The following is a 25,654-nucleotide window of genomic DNA, read 5'->3' on the forward strand; positions in this document are numbered from 1 at the left end:
GCGGGAGGCGGGGCTTGCGCTCTCGGTCGGCTCACAATCGGCGGGCCGCGCACGGACGACCGTGTGATCGCAGCATCCGGAGGTTGTGACAGATGAATCCGGCACGTGGCGTGCTCGGGGTCGCTCTCGGGATGGCGACGCTCACCGCCTGCCTACCGGCGCCGTTCCTGCCACCGAGCCACCAGGGCGAGGCGCCCCGCCCGGTCGCGCCCGTGGGCGGTCCGCTGCCGGCTGCTCTGGCGCCTCAGGCGACGGCACCGTCACCTGCGGGCGGCACCGGCGCGGCCGGCACCGCCGTGGCCGCGGGCGCCTCGGCCACGCCCGTGCCGGCCCAGATCCTGGACCTGTCGAAATGGAAGCTGACGCTGCCGGTCACCAGCGCACCCGGCGCCGACTCCAACGACGGCCGGGAAGCCGCCCAGATCAGCCGGCCGGCGCTGAGGACCTTCTCGATGCCGCCGTACTTCACGCCCACGGGCGACGACAAGGGGGTGCAGTTCCGCGCCCCCGTCAACGGCGCGACCACCCCCGGCTCCGCCTACCCGCGCTCCGAGCTGCGCGAGATGTCCGCGGACCGCGTCCCGGCCGCGTGGTCGAGCACCACGGGCACGAACACGATCAGCATCCGGGAGGCGATCACCCACCTGCCGAACGCGAAGCCCGAGATGGTCGCCGGCCAGATCCACGACGCGAACGGCTACGTCGCCATGATCCGCCTCGACGGCACCCGGCTGCACGTCGAACACGACGGCCGGAACGTCGGTGACCTGAACACCCACTACGTGCTCGGCACGGTCTTCAGGATCCGCATGGTCGCCGCCAACGGCCTGGTCAGCGTCTACTACAACGACAAGGCCCCGGTCACGTTCCCGCTACGCGAGGGCGGCCTGTACTTCAAGGCCGGCTGCTACACCCAGTCCAACCTGAGCAAGGGCGAGCCACCGGACGCCTACGGCGAGGTCACCCTCTACGACCTCCGCGTCTCCCACAGCTAGCACCGCGCCCGGCGAGGTTCGCCTCGTCCCGAGACCAGCAAGATCGCTGCTTTGGCCCTCGCGTGGCTGTAACCACCGCGGTTCTGTGACCATGCCAGGGCCAAAGCCGCGATCAAGCCAGCGGGCCTCGGCACCGGCATTCGCCCGGGCCGAGGTCGGGCCGCCGCCCGGGCCCGGGTCGTCAGCTGAAGGTGGTGCCGGTGCTGTCGCGGGTCTGGGTGGTTCCGGTGATGGTGTTTCCGGCGAAGGTCGTCCCGTCCGCGTCGTTGATCTGGAGGGCGACGCCGGAGCCACTGTTCAGCGTGTTGCCGGAGAAGTAGAGGTTCGTCGGCCGGCCGGAGGCCGTCGAGTAGGTGGGCACGTCGTTGCCCTTGTAGGTGTAGACCGCGTACTTGCCGCTGCTGGTCACCGAGTTGCCGAGCAGCTGTGTCCCGGTGGCACCGACGCTGAACCGCAGGCCGTACTTCGCCCGGGTGACGGTGTTGTTCCTGATCACGTTCCCGACGCTGTCGAAGACGGCGATGCCGGCGCCGTTCGGCTGGTCGTGGACGTAGTTGTCCGCGACGACCGAGTCAGTGATTCCGCGGTGCAGCATGATTCCGTGCACCTGGTTGTCGGAGACATCCTGGTCGTCGGGGAACGCGAACGGCGGGATCCCGTTGTGGTCGCTCTCGTTGTTCTCGATGGTCAGGTGGTCGCACCGCTGCGAGCAGATGACGCCGTGGTCGCCGTTGTCGTGGAAATGGTTGTGCGTGATCGTCAGATAGTCCGAATCGTCGTGCCCGTCGAGGCCGTACATGACGTTGTGGTCGTACTCGTTCCCGGTGAACGCCAGCTGGTAGCCGTCATACAGGTACGTGCCCATGTAGTTCTGGTGAAAATGGCTGTTCTTCTCGGATCCGTACACGTTCAGCGCCGCGCAGACCGAGAGGTGGCTCGCGTCGCAGCCACGGCCCTTGTACGAGACGCCGTAGCTTTCGGCGTCATACCAGCCGAGGTTGCTGACGTCGCTGTTCACGATGTCCAGCCGGGACTCGCGCGGCGTCGAGCCGTCCAGGTACGACACCGCCCGGATGAACGCGCGCCCGCGGGCGTCGGCCGGGGCGCCCGCCGGCAGCTTGGGGTTGGTGTCGGGCGCCGAAGCGGCCGGGTCCCATGACGTCACCGTCACCGAGCTCAGGTCGAGGTCGCCGTACTGCGCGGTGATCGTGCTGACGTGGGTCTTCAGCGCGTCGGCGGGGCTGCGCAGCCGCAGGACGTTCACGTCGCCGCCGGCCGCGGCGCCGTGGAGCAGCAGGCTCGCGCCGTTCTGGACGACCAGGTCCGCGTCCAGCTCCCAGGTCTGCGACGCCGGGCTGGTGAGGGTCAGCGGTGCCGCCGGGCATGCCGCCTTGATCGCCGTCGGCGTCGCGGTGCCGGAGGTGAGGTAGATCGTGTTGGTGGACGCCGCGTACCGGACCTGACCGGCGCAGGCGGCCGCCTGGGCCGCGCCCGGCACCCCGACAACCGTGCCGACCACCGTCAGCCCGAGCACGCCCAGCGCGAGCACCGCCGCGCCGCCCGAACCCGACCCGGCGCGGCGGGCCGGCCGTGACCCGGTCAGCGGCCTGATCGACGCGGGCACGACCGGTGTCATCCGTGATGTCACTGACACAGCTGTCCTCATCTCCGGTTTCTCCGGCGGTGGCGCCCGATGTCGCCCGGTGCCGTCCGAGCGGACGGCCGTCCAGACAGAGGCGGGCGGGGGTTCAGGTGACGTTCAGGACGTGGTCCGGCGCGCGCGGCGGTCCGGACCGGCCGGCCCGGAACCGGTGCACTGCCTCCAGGCCGAACGCGAGCAGCACGGCGACGAGCGCCGCGAGGCCGAACCACGGGAAGGGCGGCAGCGCGATGGTGTTCGCTCCGTGCCGGTCGATCTCGCCGACCAGCGCGCGGGCCGCCACCACCCGCGACGAGGACAGGTCGAACGTGCCGCCGCGGTCGACCTCGATCCCGGTCCGCGTGGCGAGGACGTCGACTCCCTGCGCGGTGATCCTGCCGCGTTCACCGACCCAGATCCCGCGTGCCACGCCGGAGATCCGCAAGCCGGCCACGTGCCCGGCGCCGGGCAGGGCCGCGCCGACGGCCGCGTCGCGCACCGTGCCGGACCGCACGGTGAGCCCGGTGGACGCGAGCCGCAGGCCGGTGCCGCTGACGCCGGTCACGGTCGGGCCGGTCACCGTCAGCCCACGGGTGCCGTCGGTGGCGACGATGCCGTCCCGGCCGCCGGTCACCGTCACCTGGTCGAGCAACGCGCCGGCGGCCTGCCCGTAGACGCGGACGCCGACGCCGGCCTGGCTGACCTGGACACCGTGCAACGCGGCCCCGGAGCCACCGATCTCGACGCCGACCCGGGTCGCGCCGTTGACGGTCAGGCCGGTCAGCGTGACCTGGCCGGCCGTGGGCGCCAGCTGGACGCCGAACGCCGCCCCCCGCACCACGCCGCCGGTGACCCGGACCGGGCCGCTGGCGGCACCGATCCGCAGGCCGACCCGGCCGCCCTGGACGCCAGGATCGTCGAGGACGCAGGACCGGCACCCCACCAGCAGGAGCGCCCCCTCGGCGTCGTCGACCGAGCGCAGGCCGGTCAGCGCCAGGTCGCGCAGCCGGGCCGCGCGCACTCCGAACCGCTGGTTGCGCTCGGTGCGCAGGCCGCCGATCCGGCGGCCGTCGCCACCGAGGATGACGACGCCGTCGCGACCGTTGTCGGTGCTGGTCACCGAGGCCAGCGTCGTTCCGGCGTCGCCACGCAGCAGCAGTCCGTCGGTCGCCGAGCCGGTCACCGTGACCCCACTCAGGCTGACCGCCTGGGTCTGCGCCAGCGCCAGGCCGATCCCGTTGCCGGCGAAGGTCGACCGCAGCACCGATCCGGTCGCGCCCGGGCCGAGGAACAGCCCGGCCGACCGCGCCCCCGTCGTCCCGTCGCCCAGGCCGGTCACCCGGCTGTCGCGCAGGTCGACCCGGCCGCCGGCGCCGGCGGACAGCCACGGCCGGCCGGGCTGGCCAGCCGGAACCGGGCGGCCGGTCCGGGGGTCGACCGAGGCCACGGTCGTCCCCAGCAGTTGCAGGTTTCCGCCCTGGACGGAGATCCCGGAGCTGGCCCGCGGGTCGGCGCCACCGACCAGCTCGAGCCGGCTCGTGCGCGGCCCGACCTCGAGCGCGGCTCCCCGGCCGAGGCTGAGCTCGCCCTTCAGCCGGACCGTCCCGTCGCCGGCACCGGCGACCCAGTCGGCCGGCACCCGGCCGACCAGCCAGCTGATCTCCACGACTCCCGGCGGCCGCTCCACCCGGCCCACCAGCCGGCCGCCGAGCAGGACGTCCACCCGGCTCGCCCCGAGGATCAGCCGATGGTCCGGCGGGACGCGCGCCGGCGGGACATGCGGCGGCGCCCCCAGTGCCGCGGCCGCGGGGGCCAGCGCCAGGCCTGCCACGACGGCGGCGACGACCAGCGATCGGGCTTGGCCCGACGGGGACCGCCGGGTGCGGCGCACCCGTGGCCGTCGGGCCGGCGTCACGAGAGCGCCTCGACGGCCGCCCCGGCCGTGCGCACCACCACCCCGTTCTCGACCGCCACCTGCCGGGTGAGCCACTGCTGGCGTCGCACCGTCACCAGCGCGCCTATCTTGATCACTGACATCGCGAAGGAGACGAGAATCCAGCCGGGGATGAGGAAGAAGGACGACGGCTGCCGACGCAGGTGCGGCAGCGCCTTCGCGGCCCGGCTCAGCCACCACCAGCAGGCCAGGCAGCCGCAGAAGAACCAGTGGTGGCGCACGAGCGCGAGAGTCATGAACGTCGGCGAGACCAGCAGGGTGAAGCCGCTGACCGCCTTCTCGATCATCGAGAGCGCCAGGAACGGCCGGCGCCACACCCAGCGCCGCGACAGCGCGCGCAGGTCGGACCGCCAGGTGTTGCGGGCCCAACGCAGCCGTTGCCGGCAGAAGAGCCGCCAGGTGTCCGGGAAGCTGGACCAGACCCTGGCCGAGCGCTGGAGCACGGTCGCGTGGCCCCGCTCCAGCAGCAGCGTGGTCAGCCGCTTGTCGTCGCCGGACATGCACTGGACCCCGAGGAACTTCTCGGTCATGAACTCGTGGGTGACCTCGACGAGCAGCGCGCGCCGGTAGATCGCCGTGCGCCCCGACAGGCAGGACAGCGCGCGGCCCATCACCGACTGGGCCGCGTTCTCGTCGAAGTACCGGCAGTCGAGGAACAGGTCGGTGATCCGCTGCAGGAAACCCCGCGGGTTGTAGACGTTCTGCCGGGTGGCCACCCCACCGACGGCCGGGTCGGCGAACGGTTTGCAGACCTCGGCGGCGACGTCGTCCGCCCAGACCGTGTCGGAGTCGACGAGCGCGACCAGCTCGGTGCTCGCCGCCTCCCAGCCGCGGCGCAGCGCGTCACGTTTCCCCGGGACGTCGGTGACGAGAACGGTCACCGGGAAGTCGGCCGCGATCCGGCGGCACGCGGTGTCGGTGACGTCGATGACGAGGATGACCTCGTCGACGTCGTTCGCCAGCCAGGACGCGAGCGCCCGGGTGAAGACCTCCGGGTCCTCCTGGTAGACGGGCACGACGACGGTCAGCGGTAGCCGCAGGTCGCCGCCCACCGGTCGGTACAGCGCGGCCGGGATGCGGCGGGCCAGCCAGCACAGCCAACGCACGAGACCGATCGTCCCGAGCGGCAGATAGACGAGGTAGTAACCGATTTCACCCGGCATGATTCCTTGTCCGGAATATGGCCCGGTGATGCCGGGCACCCTGGGGGCGCCCTGATACTGCCATTTCTTCAGGCGTTTCCCAACTACCGGCGAGCCTGTTTTCCGCCGATAGTTGGAATCTTGCCGGTTATATACATCGCATTCGGCCGTGGCCTCCCGTCAGGGCCGGCCGGAAATAGACCGAAATCAGCTGGCCGGTCCGGGGGCCGGTTCCGGTTCCGTCGGCTCGGCGCCCTTCGTGCCGCGCATGGACGGGAAGAGGACGACGTCGCGCAATGTCGGAGCATCCGTGATCAGCGCGATGAACCGGTCGATACCGAGCCCCAGGCCGGACATGGGCGGCATGCCGTACTCCATCGCCTCGATGAAGTCCTCTTCGAGCATCATCGTCTCGTCGTCGCCGGCCGCGCGCAGGTCGGCCTGCTCCTCCAGCCGTTCGCGCTGGTCAACCGGGTCGACCAGCTCCGAGTACGCCTTGACGAGCTCCCAGCCGTTCGCGACGACCTGGAACATGTCGAGCCGGGTCGGGTCGTCGTCGCTGCGCCGCGCCAGCGGCACCAGCTCCACCGGGTGCCCGACCAGGAAGCACGGCTGGACCAGCTCGGGCCGCACTGTCTTCTTGTAGAGCAGGTCGACGAGCGCCGCGTACGAGGGCGCCTTGCTGACATCCAGGCCGAACTCGACGCACTTCGTCTTCAACGTCTCGAAGTCGCGCACGACCCGCAGGTCGATCTTGGTACGACTTTCGACGGCTTCCCGGTAGTCGATGACCGGCCAGTCCGTGCCGAAGTCGAGCTTGGTCCCTTCGTAGGTGACCGTCCGGGACCCGACCACGTCATCGAGGATCGCCAGGATCAGCTCACGGACGAAGCGCATGTTGTCGTGGTAGTCCCAGTACGCCGCGTACCACTCCAGCATCGTGAACTCCTGCAGATGCGAGGGGTCGATGCCCTCGTTGCGGAAGTTCCGGCCGATCTCGTAGACGCGGTCGAACGAGCCGGCGACGACCCGCTTGAGGTAGGTCTCCGGCGAGATGCGCAGGTAGAAGTCCTCGCCCAGCGCGTTGTGCCGGGTGATGAACGGGCGCGCCGCGGCGCCGGAGGCCGCCTCGGTGAGGACGGGCGTCTCGACCTCGAGGAAGTCGGCGTCGTCGAGGAAGCGCCGGATACGGCTGATCACCCGGGACCTGGTCTGGAACCGCTCCCGTGACACGGGGTTCGCCAGCAGGTCCAGGTAGCGGCGCCGGTAGCGGGTCTCCACGTCGGCGATGCCGTGCCACTTGTCCGGAAGCGCGCGCACTGCCTTGTTGAGCACCGCGAAGTCGGTGGCGCCGACGGTCCGCTCGCCCTTGCGCGTGGTGAAGACGATGCCGGTGACGCCGACGAAGTCGCCGACCTTCACCGAGCTGTGCCACTGCTTGAAGGTTTCCTCGCCGAGGTCGTTCTTCGCCAGCGAGATCTGCACCCGGCCGGCCCGGTCCTGGATGGTCCCGAAGACGAGGCCGCCGAACTTGCGCCACAGCATGAGGCGCCCGGCGACCCGGGCCGGCGTCCCGTCCGGCGCCGCCTGGACGTCCGCCGACGTCAGGTCCGTCTGATACCCGGACCTGGGCAGCCGTGCCGCCCCGTCGACCGTCGGCTCGTCGGCTGTCATCGAACCCGCACCTTCTTCACACCGCGCGACCGTCACTCACCGCGCCACCGTCGGAAGCCGGCCGGCGCCGAGATGGCACGGACGGGCAGCCCCTGGGTCGCGGCCTGGCGACTCCCGGGCGCACCGATGCGCCACGAGGCAACACCCAGCGTACCGATCTGTGGCTCGGGGCCCGTGCGCCGCCGGGCGGCGCGGAGGGATGCGGAAGCTGGCACCGCCTCGGCACCTGCAAGATCGCCGTTTCCGCCCTCGCATGGCTGTAATCGCCCGGCGTCTACGACCACTTGAGGGCCAAAACGGCGATCAAGTCACGGACCGACGATGATCACCAGGTCCCCGGCGATCATCGCTGCGTGCGGGGGCGTCAGTTCCTCGGGCCGGTCGGGTAGGTAGCCGCACGGGCGGGTAGGCCAGCCAGGTGAGCCTGGACCTTTCCGCTCTCGGCGGAACGCCATGCCGGAATCATGTCTGCTCGGTCACCGTTGCGATGGGCGTCGAGGAAGACGTCTGGACCCATCGGGGCACGACGGCGCTGTCGGCCCTGTCCGCGCCGAGGTGGCCGGGTTCTGACGGGTAGGTTTCTGTTCGATGCGTGAGGACATGCCTCGGCGGAGCTAGCATGCGGATACCGGCTGTCGTGTGGTCGGTCGCAGCTCGAAGGAGCGCACATGTTCGAGAGATTCACCGACCGGGCACGTCGGGTCGTCGTCCTGGCTCAAGAAGAAGCCAGGATGCTCAACCACAACTACATCGGCACCGAGCACATCCTTCTCGGCCTGATCCACGAGGGCGAGGGTGTCGCGGCGAAGGCGCTGGAGTCGCTGGGGATCTCGCTCGAGGGTGTGCGGTCGCAGGTTGAAGAGATCATCGGTCAGGGCCAGCAGGCCCCGAGCGGGCACATCCCCTTCACCCCGCGCGCGAAGAAGGTCCTCGAGCTCTCCCTGCGCGAGGCGCTGCAGCTCGGTCACAACTACATCGGCACCGAGCACATCCTCCTCGGCCTGATCCGCGAGGGTGAGGGCGTCGCCGCCCAGGTGCTGGTCAAGCTCGGCGCCGACCTCAACCGGGTCCGCCAGCAGGTCATCCAGCTGCTCTCCGGCTACCAGGGCAAGGGCGACCCGGCGACCGCCGGCGCTCCGTCCGAGGGCACGCCGTCGACGTCGCTGGTGCTCGACCAGTTCGGCCGCAACCTGACCGCGGCCGCCCGCGAGGCCAAACTCGACCCCGTCATCGGGCGCGAGAAGGAAATCGAGCGGGTCATGCAGGTCCTGTCCCGCCGGACCAAGAACAACCCGGTCCTGATCGGCGAGCCCGGCGTCGGCAAGACCGCCGTCGTCGAGGGCCTGGCGCAGGCGATCGTCAAGGGCGAGGTGCCCGAGACGCTCAAGGACAAGCAGCTCTACACGCTGGACCTGGGCGCTCTGGTCGCCGGCTCCCGCTACCGCGGTGACTTCGAGGAGCGCCTGAAGAAGGTCCTCAAGGAGATCCGCACCCGCGGCGACATCATCCTGTTCATCGACGAGCTGCACACGCTCGTCGGCGCGGGTGCCGCCGAGGGCGCGATCGACGCCGCGTCGATCCTCAAGCCGATGCTGGCCCGCGGCGAGCTGCAGACGATCGGTGCGACCACGCTCGACGAGTACCGCAAGCACCTGGAGAAGGACGCCGCGCTGGAGCGCCGCTTCCAGCCGATCCAGGTCGCGGAGCCGTCGGTGGCGCACACCATCGAGATCCTCAAGGGCCTGCGCGACCGGTACGAGGCACACCACCGTGTCTCGATCACCGACGCCGCCCTGGTCGCCGCCGCGTCGCTGGCCGACCGGTACATCTCGGACCGCTTCCTGCCGGACAAGGCGATCGACCTGATCGACGAGGCCGGCTCCCGGATGCGCATCCGCCGGATGACCGCGCCGCCGGACCTGCGCGAGTTCGACGAGCGCATCGCGAACGTCCGCCGGGACAAGGAGTCCGCGATCGACGCGCAGGACTTCGAGAAGGCGGCCTCGCTGCGCGACAAGGAAAAGAACCTGATCGCGGACAAGGCCAAGCGCGAGAAGGAGTGGAAGGCCGGCGACATGGACGTCGTCGCCGAGGTGGGCGACGAGGAGATCGCCGAGGTGCTCGCCATCTGGACGGGCATCCCGGTCTTCAAGCTCACCGAGGAGGAGACGGCCCGCCTCCTGCGCATGGAGGACGAGCTGCACCGGCGCGTCATCGGCCAGCAGCAGGCCATCAAGGCCGTCTCCCAGGCGATCCGGCGTACCCGTGCCGGCCTGAAGGACCCGAAGCGCCCAGGCGGCTCGTTCATCTTCGCCGGCCCGTCCGGTGTCGGTAAGACCGAGCTGTCCAAGACGCTGGCCGAGTTCCTGTTCGGGGACGAGGACGCGCTCATCCAGCTCGACATGTCCGAGTACATGGAGAAGCACACCGTCTCGCGGCTGGTGGGCTCCCCGCCCGGCTACGTCGGCTACGAGGAGGGCGGCCAGCTCACCGAGCGGGTGCGCCGCAAGCCGTTCTCCGTGGTCCTCTTCGACGAGGTCGAGAAGGCCCACCCGGACGTCTTCAACACGCTCCTGCAGATCCTGGAGGACGGTCGCCTGACCGACTCCCAGGGCCGGCTGGTCGACTTCAAGAACACCGTCCTGATCATGACGTCGAACCTGGGCACCCGCGACATCTCCAAGGGCCCGGGCATCGGCTTCGCGACCGGTCAGGGCGCGGTCGACTACGAGCGCATGAAGGCCAAGGTCCAGGACGAGCTCAAGCAGCACTTCCGGCCTGAGTTCCTGAACCGCATCGACGACATCATCGTCTTCCACCAGCTGTCCCAGGACGAGATCATCCAGATCGTCGACCTGATGCTGGCGCGGGTCGACTCGCAGCTGAAGAACAAGGACATGGCGCTGGAGCTCACGCCGGCCGCCAAGCAGCTGCTCGCCGTCCGTGGCTACGACCCCGTGCTGGGCGCCCGGCCGCTGCGCCGGACGATCCAGCGGGAGATCGAGGACGTGCTGTCCGAGAAGATCCTGTACGGCACCCTGAAGCCGGGCGAGATCGTGATCGGCGACGTCGAGGGCGACCCCACCGCCGAGGACGCGAAGTTCGTCTTCCGCGGCGAGACCAAGCCCAGCTCGGTCCCGGACACCCCCCCGATCGACCTCGCCAAGTCCGGCGAATAAGGGCAACTAGCACGACATAAACTGAACAGCAGGGCTCGGGAGGGGCGGTCACGGATTCGTGACCGCCCTTCCGCACGTCAGCGCACGAGCACTCGGACACGAACGGGGGGCAAACCGCGATGGCACGACAACCGTCGATGGGTAGCGGAGTTCATCTGACGTTCGGTCCCGATCCCGCCACGTCGATGGTCGTCTCCTGGCTGGCCGACGGCGAGCCGGCCGCCAAGGGAGCCGCCGCGGGTCCGGCCGGAGCCCTGTCGGCGCTGCGCCAGGGGCTGCGGCCACAGCGGCCGGCGGTCCGGTTCGCGCCGGCCGCGCCGGACAGCGCCCCGCTCGACCCGGTCCCCGACGACGACACGACCGAGCGGGCGCACGCGACGACGAGCACGTTCCGGGACGCGGCCCGCCGGCGCCACCACGTCCACCACGCCCGGCTCGACGGCCTGCGGCCCGGGACGCGCTACCGGTACACGATCGAGCCGGCGCCGTCGAACGAGCCCGCCACCGGCGAGTTCCGCACCGCCGCGGCGCCTGGTGACCCGGACGAGGCCTTCACCTTCACCTGTTTCGGTGACCACGGCACCGACGAGCCGGACGACCCGTACGGCACCGCCGCGTCCCGCGCGGTCGTCGGCGAGCTCGACCGGCACGACCCGTTGTTCAACCTGGTCATCGGCGACCTCACCTACGCGAGCCTGCGCCAGGACCCGGCCCAGGCCTGGGCCGACTGGTTCCGGATGATCGCGCCGTCGGCCCGGCGCCGCCCGTGGATGCCGGTCGCGGGCAACCACGAGAGCGAGCGCGGGATGGGCCGGTTCGGCCTGACGCCGTACCAGGCGTACTTCGCCTCACCGCCCAACGACGCCGGGCCCGACTACGAGGGCCTCTGGTACGCCTTCACCGTCGGCCGGGCCCGGTTCGTCATGCTCTTCGGCGAGGACGTCTGCTACCAGGACCACGGCGAGGTGTACCTGCACGGCTTCAGCGAGGGCCGGCAGACCGCCTGGCTGGAGCGCACCCTGCGCGACGCCCGCGCCGACGACGCGATCGACTGGGTGATCGTCGGCGTTCACCAGGTCGCGATGTCCACCGCCGCCTACCACAACGGCGGCGATCTCGGCCTGCGCGCGGCGTGGCTGCCGCTTTTCGACCGCTACCAGGTCGACCTGGTGCTCTGCGGCCACGAGCACCACTACGAGCGCACCCAGCCGGTTCGGGGTGTCGTGCCCGGTTCGACCGAGCTGACCCCGCTGCCGGCGGTGACGACCGAGCCCGCCATCGTGAGCGCCGCTCCCCTGGCGACCGCCCGGCCCGTCGTCGGGTCGCTCGCCGCACGGCCAGCTGGTGGCGAGCTGGAGCGCGCCGAGCTGGAGCGGATCGACGCGACCACCGGCACGGTGCACGTCACGATCGGGACGGGCGGCTCGTCGACGCCCAGCACCGAGGCGCTGTTCGACCCGCCCGCGGGCCGGGTGGTCGTCGAGGCGGAGAAGCGCCCCGGCGCCGGCCGGCGGCGCACCATCTACCGGCTTGAGGCCGCGCCGTGGCTAGCGGCCCGCTCGACCGAGCACCCGTACGCGTTCGCCGCCCTGCGCGTCGACCCGGGGGAGCCCGGCGGTACCACGACGATCCGCGTAACGGTCCACGACTCGCTCGCGCCCGACGAGCCACCGTTCGACGAGTTCATGCTGACCCGCCCGCGCGGGGAAGAGGCCGGCTCGGCCTGACGCCAGGGCGCCCGGAGATCGGCCGGCCACCGGCGTCAGTCGCCTGGTTCGGCCTCGGAATGGCTCCGGGTGGCGATGTGGTGGGCGGCGCGGTAGATCCGCCACGGAGTCCGGGTCCGACGCCGTAGCTGCATCACCGGGCTGTCCTGGCCTTCGGTGACGAGGCGGCGCATGTCGGCCGGCCGCGTGTCGCCGGTGACGATGAGCCTGCGCACCGCGAACGCATCGCCCGCTCGGGGATGCAGGCCGTAGCCCACCTCGCAGGCGGAAGCGAAGCCCGCCGCCGCGACCGCCGAGCGGACCGTCCGGGTGTGGTAGCCGAACGGGTAGCAGAAGCTGCGGACCGGGCGGCCCAGCCGATCCGACAGCAGCCGGCGACTCAACAGGATGTCCGCACGCATGAGATGCGCGGGCATGAGGTCCAGCTCCGCGTGCGCGTGCCCGTGCGACCCCACCTCGATCCCCGCCGCCGCGACCTCGGAGATCTCCGGCCAGTCCATGATCCGTAGCTCGGCCTCGCGGTAGCCCGCCATCCACCGAGCACGACGCGCGACGTGCGCGGTCGGCACATACAGCGTGGCACCGCAGCCGGCCGCCACCAGCAGCTCGGTCGCGCCGAGGAAGTCGACGAACCCGTCATCGAACGTGACGGCAATCGTGCGGTCGTCCGGCTCGTCCAAGGCCGCGGACAGCCCGACCAGCCGGTAGCCCGCGTCCACCAGCGCGCCAAGCTGCTCGGCGAACAGCCCCGGGTCGACCTGCCAGCGGCGAAACGCGCTGCTCGCCCCCCGCCCGACGCTGTGGTACATCAGCACCGGCAGGTGACCACGGTCAGGCCACGCGGTCACGGCCGGGCCAGCCACGGCTGGCCAGTCACGGCTGGGCCAGTCACGAGGGCTCCGGCTCCGGCACAATCGCTCCGCCACGACGGATGGACAGGAGAGCCGCCCCCGCGAAGCTGACCACGGTCGTCGCGGAACCCACGAGCAGCAGCAGCGCTCGGCCGGCCGCGGCCGGCCGGCCACGCACCGCCGCCCGAAGACCGCCGAACACGCCGGACGGGAGGACCCGCAGGAGAAAGTCCCGCTCAGGACCGAGCGACGACTTCCGCCGCTCCGGCTGCCCCACTCCGCGAGCGATCACCCTGAGGAGCGCCTTCGACCGCCCTTCCTCCCAGCAACGGCGCAGCACATAGCGGGGCGAGCTCCGTCCGCGTGGCACCCGGTGATGGATGACAGCGGCCGGCTCGTACAGGAAGGTGCCACCCGCGTGCAGACGCTGCGCGCGGATACAGAACTCGGTCTCCTCACACCCCGCGGCGCCCTTCGCCTTGCGGCCCAGCCGGTCGTCGAAACCACCGACCTCGTCGAAAAGCGGCCGTCGGAACAGGGCACACCCGCCGAACACGTTGCGGACCGGCTGGCGCGACGACGGCAGGCCCAGATGGCTGCACCCGACCGTCCACAACAGCTCGTCCGGAAACCAGGCCGGCTGTTTACTCTCCCACGCGGGCAGCGTTCGGCCGCCAACCCCGAGCACGTCCGCGGAACTCGACAAGGCCGCCACCAGCGACTCAAGCCAGCCGGGCTCCGCGGTCGCGTCATCGTCCAGGAACGCGACGAAATCCGTCGTCACCGCTCGCAACCCGGTATTGCGGGCATTGGACAGGCCCGTCCGGCCGCCGGTCGACAGAACCAGCTCGTCACCACCACGGTCGTGCAGCTTCTTCAGCAGCTCGTCATCACCGTCGACGACCACGACGACCTGGTCGGGCATCCGGGTCTGTGCGCGCAACGACTCGAGCGCGGCTACCAACAGCGTGAACCGCGCCACCAGATGACTACAGACGACGACACTCACCGTGCTCACGGCGTCTCCCCCGCAAGCCCGCGACGGCGCGTCGCCGCCGGCTCCCATCGCGCCAGGCCTGTTCCCGCACGTGCAGTCATGGCGCTGCCTACGCCCCCGTCGTGAATCCCCCGAGCCAGCTCCTCGCCACGACCCCGCGGACACCCAGCGGGGCATCTACGGCGTACGGCGGCGGTACCTGGCATTCCCGAGATGACCCTAGCAGCCGATCGCCGCAGCTCCGGGGCGACCGCGCCACCTGACGGCACCGATGAGCGCAGCCGCCGCGCGGCTTCCGGCGGCCGGAATCCCGCCGCCGGATGGGCGTCCGTGGTCGATTCCCCGGCCGCGCGGCCGGAGGCCGCTAACGCGGGGCGGGCTCCGGGACGAGGTCGGCGACGACGACCGTGGTGTCGTCACGGGCACCGGCGAGCAGGGCCGCCTCGACGAGCGCGTCGGCTGCGCGCTCCGGGGGGTCGTTCGCCAGCTGGTGCAGCAGGCCGTAGAGCTGCTCGGGCTTCATGACCTTGGTCATGCCGTCACTGGAGAGCACCACCCGGTCGCCGGCCTGGACCGCGACCTGGAAGAGGTCCATCTCGACCTCGTCGGCCAGGCCGATCGCGTTCAGCAACGGGCCTCCGGTGATCGCGTGCGGGGTGGTGAGCTGGCGCGGCTCACCCTTGCCCGCCTGCAGCCAGACGGTGCTGTCACCGACATGGGCGACGGTGATGGTCCTGCCCGTCTGCTCCTGTCGGCCGAGCACGACGACGTCGAGCGTGCAGGCCATGCCCCGCCAGCTCGGCTCGGCCTTCGGCCGCTCCCGGACCATCTTGTTCGCGCGCACGACCGCGGCGCGCAGGCCCTCGCTCGGGTCGTCCGCGTACTGCGGCCGGAAGCCGGCGACCGTGGTCACGGCCAGCGTGGAGGCGATCTGCCCGGCGGCCTCGCCACCGACTCCGTCGGCGACCGCGAGCAGCCCGTCCACGACCACGAAGGCGTCCTCGTTCGGGCCGCCGCGCTTTCCCCGCCGGGTCCGCCCGGCCGCGGCCAGCCGCAGCGGTGACGAGGAGAAGTGCTCGGGCTCGTCGGCGACGTAGGGGCCGGCCGTCGCGGTGACCGTCGCCGCGTCCGCCGGAGCGCTCGGTGCCGCGGCGGGCGCCAAGGGCGCGGCGGGCGGCGGCGCGGCATCCAGCCAGCTGGCCGGGGCGGCGGGCTGCTGGTGGCTGTCGCGGCCCGCGGGCAGGTTCCAGGCGTCGTCCTCGACCGTCGGCGCCGCGTCCTGGCCGCCGACCGGCGTCGGGCCGGTCCCGGCCGCCCGGGGGTGTGGCGCGCCGCTGGGCGGCGGAGCCCAGCCGGTGGCGTCCGGGTCACGGTCGTCGGCCGGCCAGCCGCCGTCCGTCGGAACCTGCGTCGTCACGTCATCTCTCCAGGCTTGGCCGAGGGCAGGGTCGACGCGGCGGGCGTCGACGTCGGGGGCAGGCGCGGCGGCCGGTCGCTGGCCGAGTCCGGGGACGAGGTCGCCCGGATCGGAGTACGCGACGTCCGGCGGGCCGAACGTGCTCCCGCCACCGCGTCGGATCGGTCGGCCGATGTCCCGCCGACTCCCGTCGTTGCGCCCACGGCGGCGGGCGCGCGACCCGTCCTGGGTGGGAGGTGGCTGCGCGCCGGGGCCGTACGTCGTCCGGCCTGCGCGGCTGGACAGCACGACGAAGACCGTGGCGCCCACAACCAGGACGACGATCAGCATGATCGGTAGCAGTGAGCTTTTCATGGCCTCCGTACCCCACCGCCGCGACGCGATCAGACCGACTTGGGAACCTTGCGTAGACGGCACTGATCGTGCCGGCCATGCTGCCAGATCACCGACCTGTCCGGCCGCCGGCACCTGCCCCCGCCAGTCCGAACAGCCCCGGCCATCCTTATCTCGATGTCCGTCCAAACAACGACATCAGCCCCGGGCCGAATGGCGAATTGTCGGAACGCCGACACGGTAGATCGGCGACACCCTGGACCCCCGACACCCCCATCCAGCCACGAGACAGACCTCCCGTCTGGCCAGATCATCCCGCGAGATGGCCGCGGGACGGGCCTGAAAGGCTATCTTCCACCCGAATCCCGCTGTCCTAGGCGCAACCCCGGGTTCCCAACCCGGTTTACGCCGTCGCGGCCAGTCCCCGACCGGGCGGATGGCCCGTCAGGGGGGCCCGCGGGCCGCGCCGCGAGAGACTCAGTGGACCCGTTGATCGGTGGGACAGTCCAGCTCGCTGGCATGAGTGAGGCCGTCGACCGACAGATGGGTTCCAAGGCGCACCGGGCCGGCCTCGCTCGCGAGGATCCCCGTCCAGTTGCCGGCTGCCTTGAAAACGCAGGCATTGCCCTCGGTGATCGACCAGAACGACGTGTAGTGCACCAGGACCGTGGCCAGGCCCGGTTTGTCGAAGTTGACCGCCATCGAGCTGACGCCCAGCTCGGTCAGCTGCGCCGGCCCCTGCACGAGGCCGGACGCGTCGGTCACGATCCAGATCTTCCAGTGCGCGTTGGACCAGCCGAGCTGGAGATACGGCAGGCCGGACCGCAACAGCGCCGCCTCCGCCTGCGCCGACGGATCCAGCGGGACGTCAGGCAGCGCCACGTAGGTGACCCCGCGCGCCAGCAGCCAGTCGTGGTAGGTCTTCGCGTTCAGCGTCCCGTCGTAGAACAGCGAGTTGTACTTGCTGTCCAGCTGACGCAGCCAGCCGCGGGCCATCGGCACCTTCGGCGCGACGTAGCGGGCCTCCCAGTGCGCCTGGGTGAACGGCACCTCCACCCGGCCGACCGGCACCGGGCCGCCTCGGTCCAGGTAGTCCAACATCCCGCTGTAGTAGCTGGACGCGGCAGAGGGATCACCCTGGGTGGCAAGTGCGCCCTGGACCGGCCCGATCGACCAGCCGATCAGCGGCACCGCCACGATCAGCAGGATCTTCGGCCGTTTGGAGAGCAGCACGGCGGCCATCGGCCCGGCGAGCAGCGTCGCCGGCCGAGTGATGTTCCCGCCGACCGTCGTCGGCAGCACGAAGAACACCGTGGCCGCCATGGCCCAGAGCAGCAGGCCACGGCGCACCGCCCGCTCCCGGCGCGGCACCACCAGCAGACCCGCGACGATCAGCGTCAGCAGCGACAGGTAGGTCAGCGCTGGAAAGGGCTGCGTGCCTTCCTCGGGGAAGATCAGCGAGACCAGGATCCCGCAGATCGCGCCTACCAGCGGCCAGATGCGCCGCCACGACAGGCTGCCGATGAGGGCGACGCCGACGAGCAGCACGAACGCGCCGGCCAGCGGCGAGGCGAGCGACGAGCAGACCGCGCCGGCCAGGGCGACCCACCAGCGGCGTTCCCGCACCCCGACCACGGCCAGCGCGCCGAACGCCAGTCCGAGCGCGAACGGCCCGCGGCCGACGATGAGGTCGGCGACCGTGACGACGGCGAACCAGATGACCGGGAGGTCGTGGCCCCGCCGGGCGCGCGGCCCGCGCAGCAGCCGCGCCACCAGCACCGTCGAGGCCACGCAGGACAGCGCGGCCAGCAGCTGGGCGCCGAACAGCGCCCCGAGCGGCGGGAACAGGACGCTGTAGCCCGGGATGGTGTGCCCGCCGTACCACTGGTCGTCCCACAGCCGGGCGCCCCCGTGCTCGAAGAGCCAGACGCGGTACTCCTGGGCCGGCGTGTCGGGGCCGGTCAGCCCGAGGCTCAGCGAGAGCGCGCACAGCGCCGCGGTCAGCAGCCAGGGCCGCGCCCGGACGAGGTGGCCAACCCTGCCCGCGACCAGCCACGGGAGTCGCCAGCGACCGCCGGCACGTCCGGCTCGCCCGGCAGGCAGGGCCCGATCATCGGCTGGCCCGACGGTTTCGCCCGCCCGCGTAGGGTCCTGGGGGGCGTGAGCGGTTCCGGCCGGTGGGCCGGGGACGATCCCCTGGATCGGGGGGTCGGCCACGACCTCGTCCGCGGGCGCGCCGGCCGGCCGAGGCAGCTCGATGGTCGAGGGACCGGTCGCGGCAGACGGCGCCGTGTCGACGAACGAGGAGGACGACGGGAGTGACCGACCCGGCTCATCGCCCAGAGCGGGACGGCTCGGCGCCGGGACCACCTCCGTGGCCGCGACCTGCGCCGGATCCGCCGGAGCCCCTGGTGCGCGCGGCCCCGGCGGCGGATCGCCCGGCCGTGGCACTGCCGGCGCGGGAACAGCCCCCGGGCGCGGGCCAGTCGGCGATCCGGGCACGGCCAGAGGTCCTGCCACCCGGTAATACCTCCCAGACATCTCCGACTCGTCGCCCACGCAGGGGCGCCGGCCGGTTGGTCATGGGCGAAGCCCGTGCGGCCAGCGGTCTGCCGGGCGTCTCGCGGTCGACCCAACGGGCAGGTTCAGCGACGGTGTGGCTGGTCGCGGCGGGCCTGATCGCCGCCGTCGCCGCCGTCACCGCCGAAGGCCGGCTCGGCCCCCGTGATCCGCGCGCAACCGATCCGACATCCTGGTGGGGCATTCTTCCACCAGTCCCGCCCACCAGCATCACACGGGGCACGCTCGCCGGGATCAGCGCGCTGTCCGTGATCGGGCTGTGCGTGTGCTGGATGGTGCTGGTCCGGCTGGCGCTGACCGACCGGCTCCGGCCCCGGGAGGCCCTGGCCGCGACGGTCGCCTGGGCCACCCCGTTCGCGTTCGGACCGCCGCTGTTCAGCCGGGACGCCTATGCCTACGCCGCCCAGGGCGAGCTGGCCAGGCGCGGCATCGACCCGGCCACCCACGGCGTCGCGGCCCTGGCCGGCGACTCGCGCGGGGCCGCGTTCATGGCCGCCGTCGACCCGCGCTGGCGCGACACCCACACCCCGTACGGCGGCGGCGCGGTCGCCGTCGAACGCCTCGCGGCGACGGTCGCCCAGCTGTTCGGCGCCGGCCCGACCCTCGCGCTGGTCACCCTGCGTATCCTCGCGGTCCTTGCCGTCGCGGCGCTGGTCGCCTGCACGTACCGCCTCGCGGCCGACCTGCCCGGCGCCGCTTCGGCCGGCGAGCCGTCGTCCCGCGGCGCGGCGGGCGAGGACGACAGGTCGCCCGGCCGGGCGGTCGCCGTCGCGGTCGCGCTCGTCGGCGCCAACCCGGTCACCGTGATCCACCTGATCGGCGGCATGCACCTCGACGCCCTGGTCACCGCGGCATTGGCAGGGGCCCTGCTGCTGGAACAGCGCCGGTTCGCCGCGCGGCCAGCGGACGCCCCCGGTGCCGTCCGGGCGACCGGTTCGGGTGTCTTCGGGGGCGGCGTCTCCCTCGCCGGGCTCGGGGCGGTCGCGCTGGCCTGCTTCGCCGGCACCGTCAAGGCGACGGCCTTCCTTGGGCTGGTCTGGCTGCTAGTGGCCCATGCCAGGGACGCCAGGGCCGCCGCCGGCCGGGGGGCGATGGCGCGTGCCCTCGTCGTCGACCTCGCCGCGGCGGTCGCCGTGCTCGGGCTGAGCATGCTCGGCAGCGGCTTCGGCCTGACCTGGCTGCACGCGTTGAGCACCTCCGGCGCGCTGACCACGGGGGTCGCGCCGGCGTCGGTGCTGGCCAGCCTCATCGCGGCGTTCGCCCGGCTCGGCGGGGTGCACGCGTCGACCGGGAGCGGGTCGGTCCTGCTGACGGGCGCCCGCGCCGCGGCCCTGGCCGTCGCCGGGCTGGTCTGTGCCCGCCTGCTGTGGCTGGCCTGGCGGCGGCCGCCCCGAACCGCGCGGGCCGCCGCGGGCGCCGCGGGGCCAGCCGGGAGCGCCTACTACGACGGGCTTCTGGTGCTCGGGATCGGCGGGCTCGCGGTGGCGCTCGGCAGCCCCGTGCTCTACCCGTGGTATCTCGCGCCGACGCTGCCGATGCTGGGCGTACTCGCCGCGGGCTGGCACCTCCAGCACCTGGCCGCCCGCTCGCCGGCCGCCGCGTTGCTCCCGCGCCGGCGCTGCCGCACCGTCGTCGGGGTGACCGTCGCCGGTTCGATCTGGCTGTGCGGGGCGACGCTGTCCCCGTTGGCACAGACCTGGCGGCTGCTGGCTCCGGACGGGCCGGCGGGGGTGCTGCCGCTGGTGGTCACAGCCGTCGCCTGCGCCGGCCTGCTGATCATCGCGGCGACCGTCGCCACCCGGACAGTCAGCTCGGCGGATCGCTCGGGGCGGCCGCGTCGGTCCGTGGCCGGCCCCGACGACGACGACCGGCAGGCCGCCACGCGATGACCCGGACCGCCCGCCAGCACGCCGCCAGCAGCAGCACGTTGCGCGCGACCAGCACCAGGCTGGTGACCGGCCGGCCCTCGATGATGTCGTTGTACCGCCACGGGTAGATCACCTGGCTGACGGCGGCCACCGCGAGCAGCAGGGCCAGGACGGCCCGCCGGTCCGCCGCGCGCCGCGCCTCGGCCGGGTCGGCGGCGAGATCACCGTCGGGCGGCTCGGTGGCGCCGAGGGCGACGACGGCCGCGACCACGGCCAGCACCCAGACCAGGTACTGCGGGCTGAGGACCCGCGAGGTGACCAGCACGACCAGCAGCAGGGCAAGCAGCCGGTCTCCCGTGGTCACCTCCGCGCCTCGGGCCGGCGCCGGGTCCGGGCGGGCGAGCCACCAGCGCAGCGCCACGACGGCGACGACCGCGATCTCCACGAGCGAGCAGGCGGTCGCGACGGTGCGCGCGGCCGGGTCGCCGAACTGCAGCGACCCGTACTCGTAGTGCGCGGTCTCGCCCACGCCGAACATCCGGATGACGACGAACACCGTCGCGGGTACGGCCTCCAGCTGTAGCCCTCTGGCCCGCTGCGCGCCGAGGAACCCGAACAGGTCCCCTCCGGCGCCGGCCGCCACCAGCAGCAGCCCGACCACCAGCGCCGCGCCGACGGCTCCCGCGCCGGCCCGGACCAGGGGCCGGCCCCACAGCCGTCGCCAGATCGACGACCCGACCGGCGCCCCGGGCGAGACCTGGGGGACGAGCGCGGCCCGGCCGAGCGCGATCAGCAGGAACGCCGGCCAGGCCTTGACCAGCGCTCCCACCGCCGCGGCGAAGCCCGCTCGGCCACAGCGCGGGCCCGAGATCCCGGCCGCGCCGCGCCTGGCGGGGACGAGCAGGAGCAGGCCGGCCACGGCGCAGGCCGCCGGAACCAGGTCGAAGCGGGCCAGCGTGACCGGCCCGAGCAGAGTGGTGCCCACCAGCCACACCCGCGCCCCCGGTCCCGGGAGGGCTGGCCCGGGGGTCACGGCCGGATCGGCGGGCAGCCGGGAGCGCGGCGACCCGGCGGGCAGGCCGCCCACCTCGGGCCTGCGCGCCCGCGCCAGGGCCGCGGTGACGCCGGCGTCGACGGCAAGCATGAGCAGCGGGAAGCCGACCCGGTACGGCAGCAGGACGAGCGCCCGCGCCAGCGCCGGGACCGCGAACACCAGCACCGCCCCCGGTGGGTACTGCCATTTCTGGTCGCCGACCGGCAGGCCGTGGCCGTGGATGAACGCCGTCCCCCAGCCGTCATAGAGCCGGACGTCGCCGAGCACGCCCTGCTGGGCGCCGAGCGGATGGCCGGCCCACACCAGCGCGAGCAGCAGCAGCCGGGTGACCGCCCAGAATCCCCAGAGCCGCGTGGCCGACCAGGGCGCCCGCCAGCGGGTCGCGGCCCGGCCGAGCCGGCTGGCGCCCGGTCGCCCGGCGGGCCCGGAACGGTCTTCGGCCACGCGGGCCGGGCGAGCGGCCGTTGTTCGTGCGTGGTCCGTCGTGGACCCGACGTCGTCACCGGCCGGCCCGCGCTGATTCGCCGCGCCGGACCCGGGATCCGACCCAATCGCGGGCGCGGCGGCCATCCTCGTTGTCGTTCGAAGACGCAGGGCCAAGTCCCTTACGGTCCGCGCGTTGTCTCGGCGAGGCGATTCGGACCGCATAACGCGGACCGTACCGGCCGACCACGTCGGGCCGCGTGGAGGGGACCGGTCACTGCGGGTACCGTGCGTGACCTAGTGCATCAACGGCGATGCGCTCGCGGGGACGGGACGTCGCCCGGCGGGTGGACCGCCCGGCCCCACGTGGCCCTGCTCCGACAGGCGCCAGCACCGCCGGGTGGCCCTCGCGGCGGGCCCGCGGACCCGTGGCCCGTGGGCCACATAGGAGGGCCAGTGAGCCTCGGGTCATCACCCTGGGACACCGCGTGCGTCCAGCTGGCGGACGCGGCTCGTCACCTCGGTCTCGACGAGGGAATGCACGACCTGCTGCGGATGCCGCGGCGGTCGGTAACCGTGAGCGTCCCACTGCGGCGCGACGACGGACAGCTGCTGGTGCTGACCGGGTATCGCGTGCAGCACAACCTGGCGCGCGGGCCAGCCAAGGGCGGCATCCGCTACCACCCGTCCACCGACCTCGACGAGGTCAAGGCGCTCGCGATGTGGATGACCTGGAAGTGCGCGCTGATGGGCATCCCGTACGGCGGCGCCAAGGGCGGCATCGCCGTGGAGCCGAAGATGCTCTCCGACCAGGAGCGCGAGCGGATGACCAGGCGCTACGCCGCGGAGCTGGTCCCGCTGATCGGCCCGGAGAAGGACATCCCGGCGCCGGACGTGGGCACCGACGAGCAGACCATGGCCTGGATCATGGACACCTACTCGACGCACACGGGCCACACCAGCCACGGGGTGGTCACCGGTAAGCCACTGTCGGTCGGGGGCTCGGCCGGCCGGGCCGGCGCCACGAGCCGGGGCGTCCAGCTGGCGATGTTCGCGGCGCTGCGCGAGCGCGGCCTCGACCCGGCCGACGTCTCCGTCGCCATCCAGGGCTTCGGCAAGGTGGGGGCGCTCGCCGCGCAGTACCTGCACGACGCAGGCTGCCGGGTGGTCGCCGTGTCGGACGTGAAGGGCGGCGTCTACAACCCCCGGGGCCTGAACCCCACGGCACTGATCCGCCACCTGGCCCGGGGCGCCGACACCGTCGTCGGCTTCCCCGGCACCGACACCCTGAGCAATTCCGAGCTGCTGGAGCTGGACGTCGACGTGCTGGTCCCGGCCGCGCTCGAGGGCGTGGTCACGGCCGAGAACGCCGGCCGGATCCGGGCCAGGATGATCGTCGAGGGTGCCAACGGCCCGGTTGCAGCCGAGGCGGACCCGATCCTCGCCGAGAAGGGCGTGGTCGTCGTTCCCGACATCCTCGCCAACGGCGGCGGCGTCGCGGTCTCTTACTTCGAATGGGTGCAGGACCTGCAGGCCTACTTCTGGACCGAGGACCAGGTGAACGAGCGGCTGGCCGAACTGATGGAACGCGCCTACGCGCAGGTCTCGCAGCTCTCCGCCGAACGCGGGCTGACGCTGCGGGAGGCGGCGCACGTCATCGGGGTCGGCCGGGTCGCCGAGGCGCACCGGACCCGGGGACTGTACCCGTGACAGCCGCGGGCTGACCGGCCGGGAAACCGGCTCGCCCAGCAATACCGATGGTCAACGCCGCCGGCGCCGCGTTCTGGCGCCGGCGGCGCTCGCCTGCGCGATGCCGCCCGCGACCGCGGCGTCGGCCGCCTCGGCGGCGACCCGCAGCAGAGCCGCCTCGTCATCGGCGGGCGCGGTGCGGTTGCGTCGCCGGTGCCCACAGCTTTCACAGGCGTGGGTGAGAACCACGTCGTGCGCGCGGGCCTCGATCGCGACCGGGCGCATCAGCCCGCCGCAGCCGGCCGCCCGGTCGCCCGGCGCGACGTCGACATGCCGCGACCACAGGCAACGGGGGCAGTGGTTCGTGTACCCGTCGCCGCGCACGGCCGCACCGCAGACGAGGCAGGAGAAGTCCTCGGTCGTGCGGGTGAACTGACGGGTCACCACGTCACGGTAACGCGACGTCCGGACTCACTGTGGATCACGTCGTGAGCGGCGGCAAGGCCGGTCCAGACCCGGCCCGAGCGCCAGCCAGCACCGATGCCGCCCGACCGTTTAATCGAGTCCATTCATCAATACCGGCGCACCAAAAGAGCCGCACTGCAACCAGTCGGACATCTGGCGATTCATAACACAACGGGTTATTGTCGCGCAAATCCGACCAGGAGGTGAACAGTGCCCGCACTGCGCCCGTCGCGAGTTTCCGCCCGTGCTGCCCGGTCACGTCGCATGGTTTTGGTCGCCGCGGCCGCCGCCCTGGCGACCGCCGCGACGGCCTGCGGCACGACGACAAAACCCGGAGGCAGCGGCATCGCCTGCGACTCGCCCGGATTCACCTCGAACACCGTCAAGATCGGTTACTTATATCCGGACACCGGGCCATTCGCTCAGGCGCTGCTCGCCACTCGGTCCGGATTCATCGCCAGAGTCGAGCAGCAGAACGCCGCCGGCGGGGTGCACGGCCGTAAGATCATCACCGCGACGGGTGATGATCAGGGCGACAACGGCACGAACCTGCAGGCCGCCCGCCAGCTCGTCGACGTCGACCAGGTCTTCGGGATCGTCGAGGGGACCGTCGCGGCCTCCGGCGGCGCCGACCTGCTGCGTCAGCAGAACGTCCCGGTGGTAGGGCTGCCGGCCGAGAGCATCTGGGCGGACCACAGCTACCCCAACATGTTCGCGCACGCCTACGTCTACGCGGGCGCCAACGCCGGCTCCGTCGACACGTTCGGCCAGTTTGTGAAGGCCCAGGGCGGCAGGAAGGTCGCGGTCATCGGCACCGACGTCTCGGCGGCCTCCAACCAGCTCGACGGGGAGATCGTGGACAGCCTGCGGGCCGTCGGCGTCGAGATCTCCACCCAGACGTTCATCTACAACGCGGTGCACACCGACCCGGTCGCGCTCGGCCGCCAGCTGATGGCGGCCGGCGTGGACACGGCCGTCGGTTCGCTGTCCGCCCAGGACTTCAGCCACATCATGATGGGCGCGAAGACAGCCGGCGCGAACATCAGGATCTACCTGTCAGCCAGCGGATACGACCACAGCGTTCTCGCGCAGGACGGCCGTCAGCTCGCCGGCCTTTATACCTGGTTGAACTATCTGCCGTTCGAGGCGAACACTCCGGCGGACCAGACGTTCTTCAAGGCGATGAGCGACTACGCGCCCGAGCTTCAGCCGCCGGACCAGGAGCTCGCGCTCATCGAGTACATCCTCACCGACATGTTCATCACGGGCCTCGAACATGCACCGGCCTGCCCGACACGAGCCGACTTCATCTCGACGCTGCGGAACCTGACCGGCTACACGGCTGACGGCCTGCTGCCCGGCCCGGTCGACTTCAAGAACTGGGGCCGCCTGAGCCTGTGCTACACGTTCGTCCGGGTCAACGACGCGGGCACCGGCTACGACATCGTCAAGGACCCGGCCGGCAAGCCGGAGTGGTGCGGCAACTCGATTCGATGAGCCGTCACGGCTCGAGTCTGTCCGACCCGGGCGGCGGTGGCCCCCTCCGCTTTTCGCCGAGGCCTGGGCGACAGGTCCGCCCGGCCGCACCGTGCCCCGACGGCCGAATCCCGGCCGGCCGGGCGCTTCCGGCCCAGGGCCCACGGGTGGGGGCGGTCTGGAGTGTCGGA

The 25,654-nt window shown here is 72.3% G+C and carries 16 protein-coding genes; 6 read left to right on the forward strand and 10 right to left on the reverse strand.

Annotated features, from left to right (window positions below; translation table 11 throughout):
• Positions 1-92: 92 nt before the first annotated feature.
• Positions 93-995, forward strand: coding sequence for a polysaccharide lyase family 7 protein (locus I6A60_RS03625; protein WP_203022470.1), 903 nt, complete (start codon positions 93-95; stop codon positions 993-995).
• 181 nt (positions 996-1,176) lie between these two features.
• On the opposite strand, the gene I6A60_RS42660 is transcribed toward I6A60_RS03625, so the two are convergent.
• The 4 genes from I6A60_RS42660 to lysS form a co-directional block, all read right to left on the reverse strand.
• A complete protein-coding gene (locus I6A60_RS42660; RefSeq protein ID WP_203022471.1) occupies positions 1,177-2,649 on the reverse strand; it encodes a right-handed parallel beta-helix repeat-containing protein in 1,473 nt (490 codons plus the stop codon).
• A gap of 94 nt (positions 2,650-2,743) precedes the next feature.
• Entirely contained in the window at positions 2,744-4,549 is a 1,806-nt protein-coding gene (locus I6A60_RS03635) for a right-handed parallel beta-helix repeat-containing protein (RefSeq protein WP_203055555.1), read from the reverse strand.
• Positions 4,546-5,751 carry a glycosyltransferase gene (locus tag I6A60_RS03640; RefSeq protein ID WP_203022473.1) on the reverse strand — a complete coding sequence of 402 codons (1,206 nt, stop codon included), beginning with the start codon at positions 5,749-5,751 and terminating at the stop codon, positions 4,546-4,548. The genes I6A60_RS03635 and I6A60_RS03640 overlap by 4 nt, the downstream gene beginning before the upstream one ends.
• Before the next feature lie 186 nt (positions 5,752-5,937).
• Positions 5,938-7,404: a lysine--tRNA ligase gene (lysS, locus tag I6A60_RS03645; RefSeq protein WP_203022474.1), complete on the reverse strand. Its 1,467-nt coding sequence runs from the start codon at positions 7,402-7,404 to the stop codon at positions 5,938-5,940.
• A 668-nt stretch (positions 7,405-8,072) separates the two neighbouring features.
• Between lysS and I6A60_RS03650 the strand changes: the two genes are divergently transcribed.
• Together I6A60_RS03650 and I6A60_RS03655 are read left to right on the forward strand one after the other, a co-directional pair.
• Positions 8,073-10,583: an ATP-dependent Clp protease ATP-binding subunit gene (locus tag I6A60_RS03650; RefSeq protein ID WP_203022475.1), complete on the forward strand. Its 2,511-nt coding sequence runs from the start codon at positions 8,073-8,075 to the stop codon at positions 10,581-10,583.
• A gap of 137 nt (positions 10,584-10,720) precedes the next feature.
• Positions 10,721-12,310, forward strand: a complete 1,590-nt coding sequence (locus I6A60_RS03655; RefSeq protein WP_203022866.1) for a metallophosphoesterase family protein — start codon at positions 10,721-10,723, stop codon at positions 12,308-12,310.
• A gap of 35 nt (positions 12,311-12,345) precedes the next feature.
• Here the strand turns inward: I6A60_RS03655 and I6A60_RS03660 are convergent, their stop codons facing one another.
• From I6A60_RS03660 to I6A60_RS03675, 4 genes are all read right to left on the reverse strand, one after another.
• Positions 12,346-13,158, reverse strand: a complete 813-nt coding sequence (locus I6A60_RS03660; RefSeq protein ID WP_307873508.1) for a polysaccharide deacetylase family protein — start codon at positions 13,156-13,158, stop codon at positions 12,346-12,348.
• A gap of 40 nt (positions 13,159-13,198) precedes the next feature.
• Positions 13,199-14,179, reverse strand: a complete 981-nt coding sequence (locus tag I6A60_RS03665) for a glycosyltransferase family 2 protein (protein ID WP_203022865.1) — start codon at positions 14,177-14,179, stop codon at positions 13,199-13,201.
• A 343-nt stretch (positions 14,180-14,522) separates the two neighbouring features.
• Positions 14,523-15,929, reverse strand: coding sequence for a PP2C family serine/threonine-protein phosphatase (locus I6A60_RS03670; protein WP_203022864.1), 1,407 nt, complete (start codon positions 15,927-15,929; stop codon positions 14,523-14,525).
• A gap of 456 nt (positions 15,930-16,385) precedes the next feature.
• A complete protein-coding gene (locus I6A60_RS03675) occupies positions 16,386-17,960 on the reverse strand; it encodes a hypothetical protein (RefSeq protein ID WP_238434707.1) in 1,575 nt (524 codons plus the stop codon).
• Between the two features lie 602 nt (positions 17,961-18,562).
• Between I6A60_RS03675 and mptB the strand changes: the two genes are divergently transcribed.
• Positions 18,563-20,377, forward strand: coding sequence for a polyprenol phosphomannose-dependent alpha 1,6 mannosyltransferase MptB (mptB, locus tag I6A60_RS03680; protein WP_203022863.1), 1,815 nt, complete (start codon positions 18,563-18,565; stop codon positions 20,375-20,377).
• On the opposite strand, the gene I6A60_RS03685 is transcribed toward mptB, so the two are convergent.
• Entirely contained in the window at positions 20,295-21,854 is a 1,560-nt protein-coding gene (locus I6A60_RS03685; protein ID WP_307873510.1) for a hypothetical protein, read from the reverse strand. The two genes, mptB and I6A60_RS03685, sit on opposite strands and share 83 nt — an antisense overlap.
• 435 nt (positions 21,855-22,289) lie before the next feature.
• Here I6A60_RS03685 and I6A60_RS03690 point away from each other — a divergent pair, with 435 nt between their 5' ends.
• On the forward strand, positions 22,290-23,543 hold the full coding sequence (locus I6A60_RS03690; RefSeq protein ID WP_203022861.1) for a Glu/Leu/Phe/Val dehydrogenase: 1,254 nt from the start codon (positions 22,290-22,292) through the stop codon (positions 23,541-23,543).
• 51 nt (positions 23,544-23,594) lie between these two features.
• Here the strand turns inward: I6A60_RS03690 and I6A60_RS03695 are convergent, their stop codons facing one another.
• Positions 23,595-23,966, reverse strand: a complete 372-nt coding sequence (locus tag I6A60_RS03695) for an RNHCP domain-containing protein (RefSeq protein WP_203022860.1) — start codon at positions 23,964-23,966, stop codon at positions 23,595-23,597.
• Positions 23,967-24,251: 285 nt separating this feature from the next.
• Between I6A60_RS03695 and I6A60_RS03700 the strand changes: the two genes are divergently transcribed.
• Complete coding sequence (locus I6A60_RS03700) at positions 24,252-25,484, forward strand: ABC transporter substrate-binding protein (protein ID WP_238434696.1); 1,233 nt, start codon at positions 24,252-24,254, stop codon at positions 25,482-25,484.
• Positions 25,485-25,654: the final 170 nt, after the last annotated feature.

It is taken from the genome of Frankia sp. AgB1.9 (genome assembly GCF_016786355.1).
In the GTDB taxonomy this organism is placed as follows: domain Bacteria; phylum Actinomycetota; class Actinomycetes; order Frankiales; family Frankiaceae; genus Pseudofrankia.

Bases quoted from the DNA above. Each gene is read 5' to 3' on its own strand.
- I6A60_RS03700 (WP_238434696.1), top strand. From the start codon at position 24,252: ATGGTTTTGGTCGCCGCGGCCGCCGCCCTGGCGACCGCCGCGACGGCC.
- I6A60_RS03670 (WP_203022864.1), bottom strand. From the start codon at position 15,929: ATGAAAAGCTCACTGCTACCGATCATGCTGATCGTCGTCCTGGTTGTG.
- I6A60_RS03625 (WP_203022470.1), top strand. From the start codon at position 93: ATGAATCCGGCACGTGGCGTGCTCGGGGTCGCTCTCGGGATGGCGACG.
- I6A60_RS03655 (WP_203022866.1), top strand. From the start codon at position 10,721: ATGGGTAGCGGAGTTCATCTGACGTTCGGTCCCGATCCCGCCACGTCG.
- lysS (WP_203022474.1), bottom strand. From the start codon at position 7,404: ATGACAGCCGACGAGCCGACGGTCGACGGGGCGGCACGGCTGCCCAGG.
- I6A60_RS03650 (WP_203022475.1), top strand. From the start codon at position 8,073: ATGTTCGAGAGATTCACCGACCGGGCACGTCGGGTCGTCGTCCTGGCT.
- I6A60_RS03640 (WP_203022473.1), bottom strand. From the start codon at position 5,751: ATGCCGGGTGAAATCGGTTACTACCTCGTCTATCTGCCGCTCGGGACG.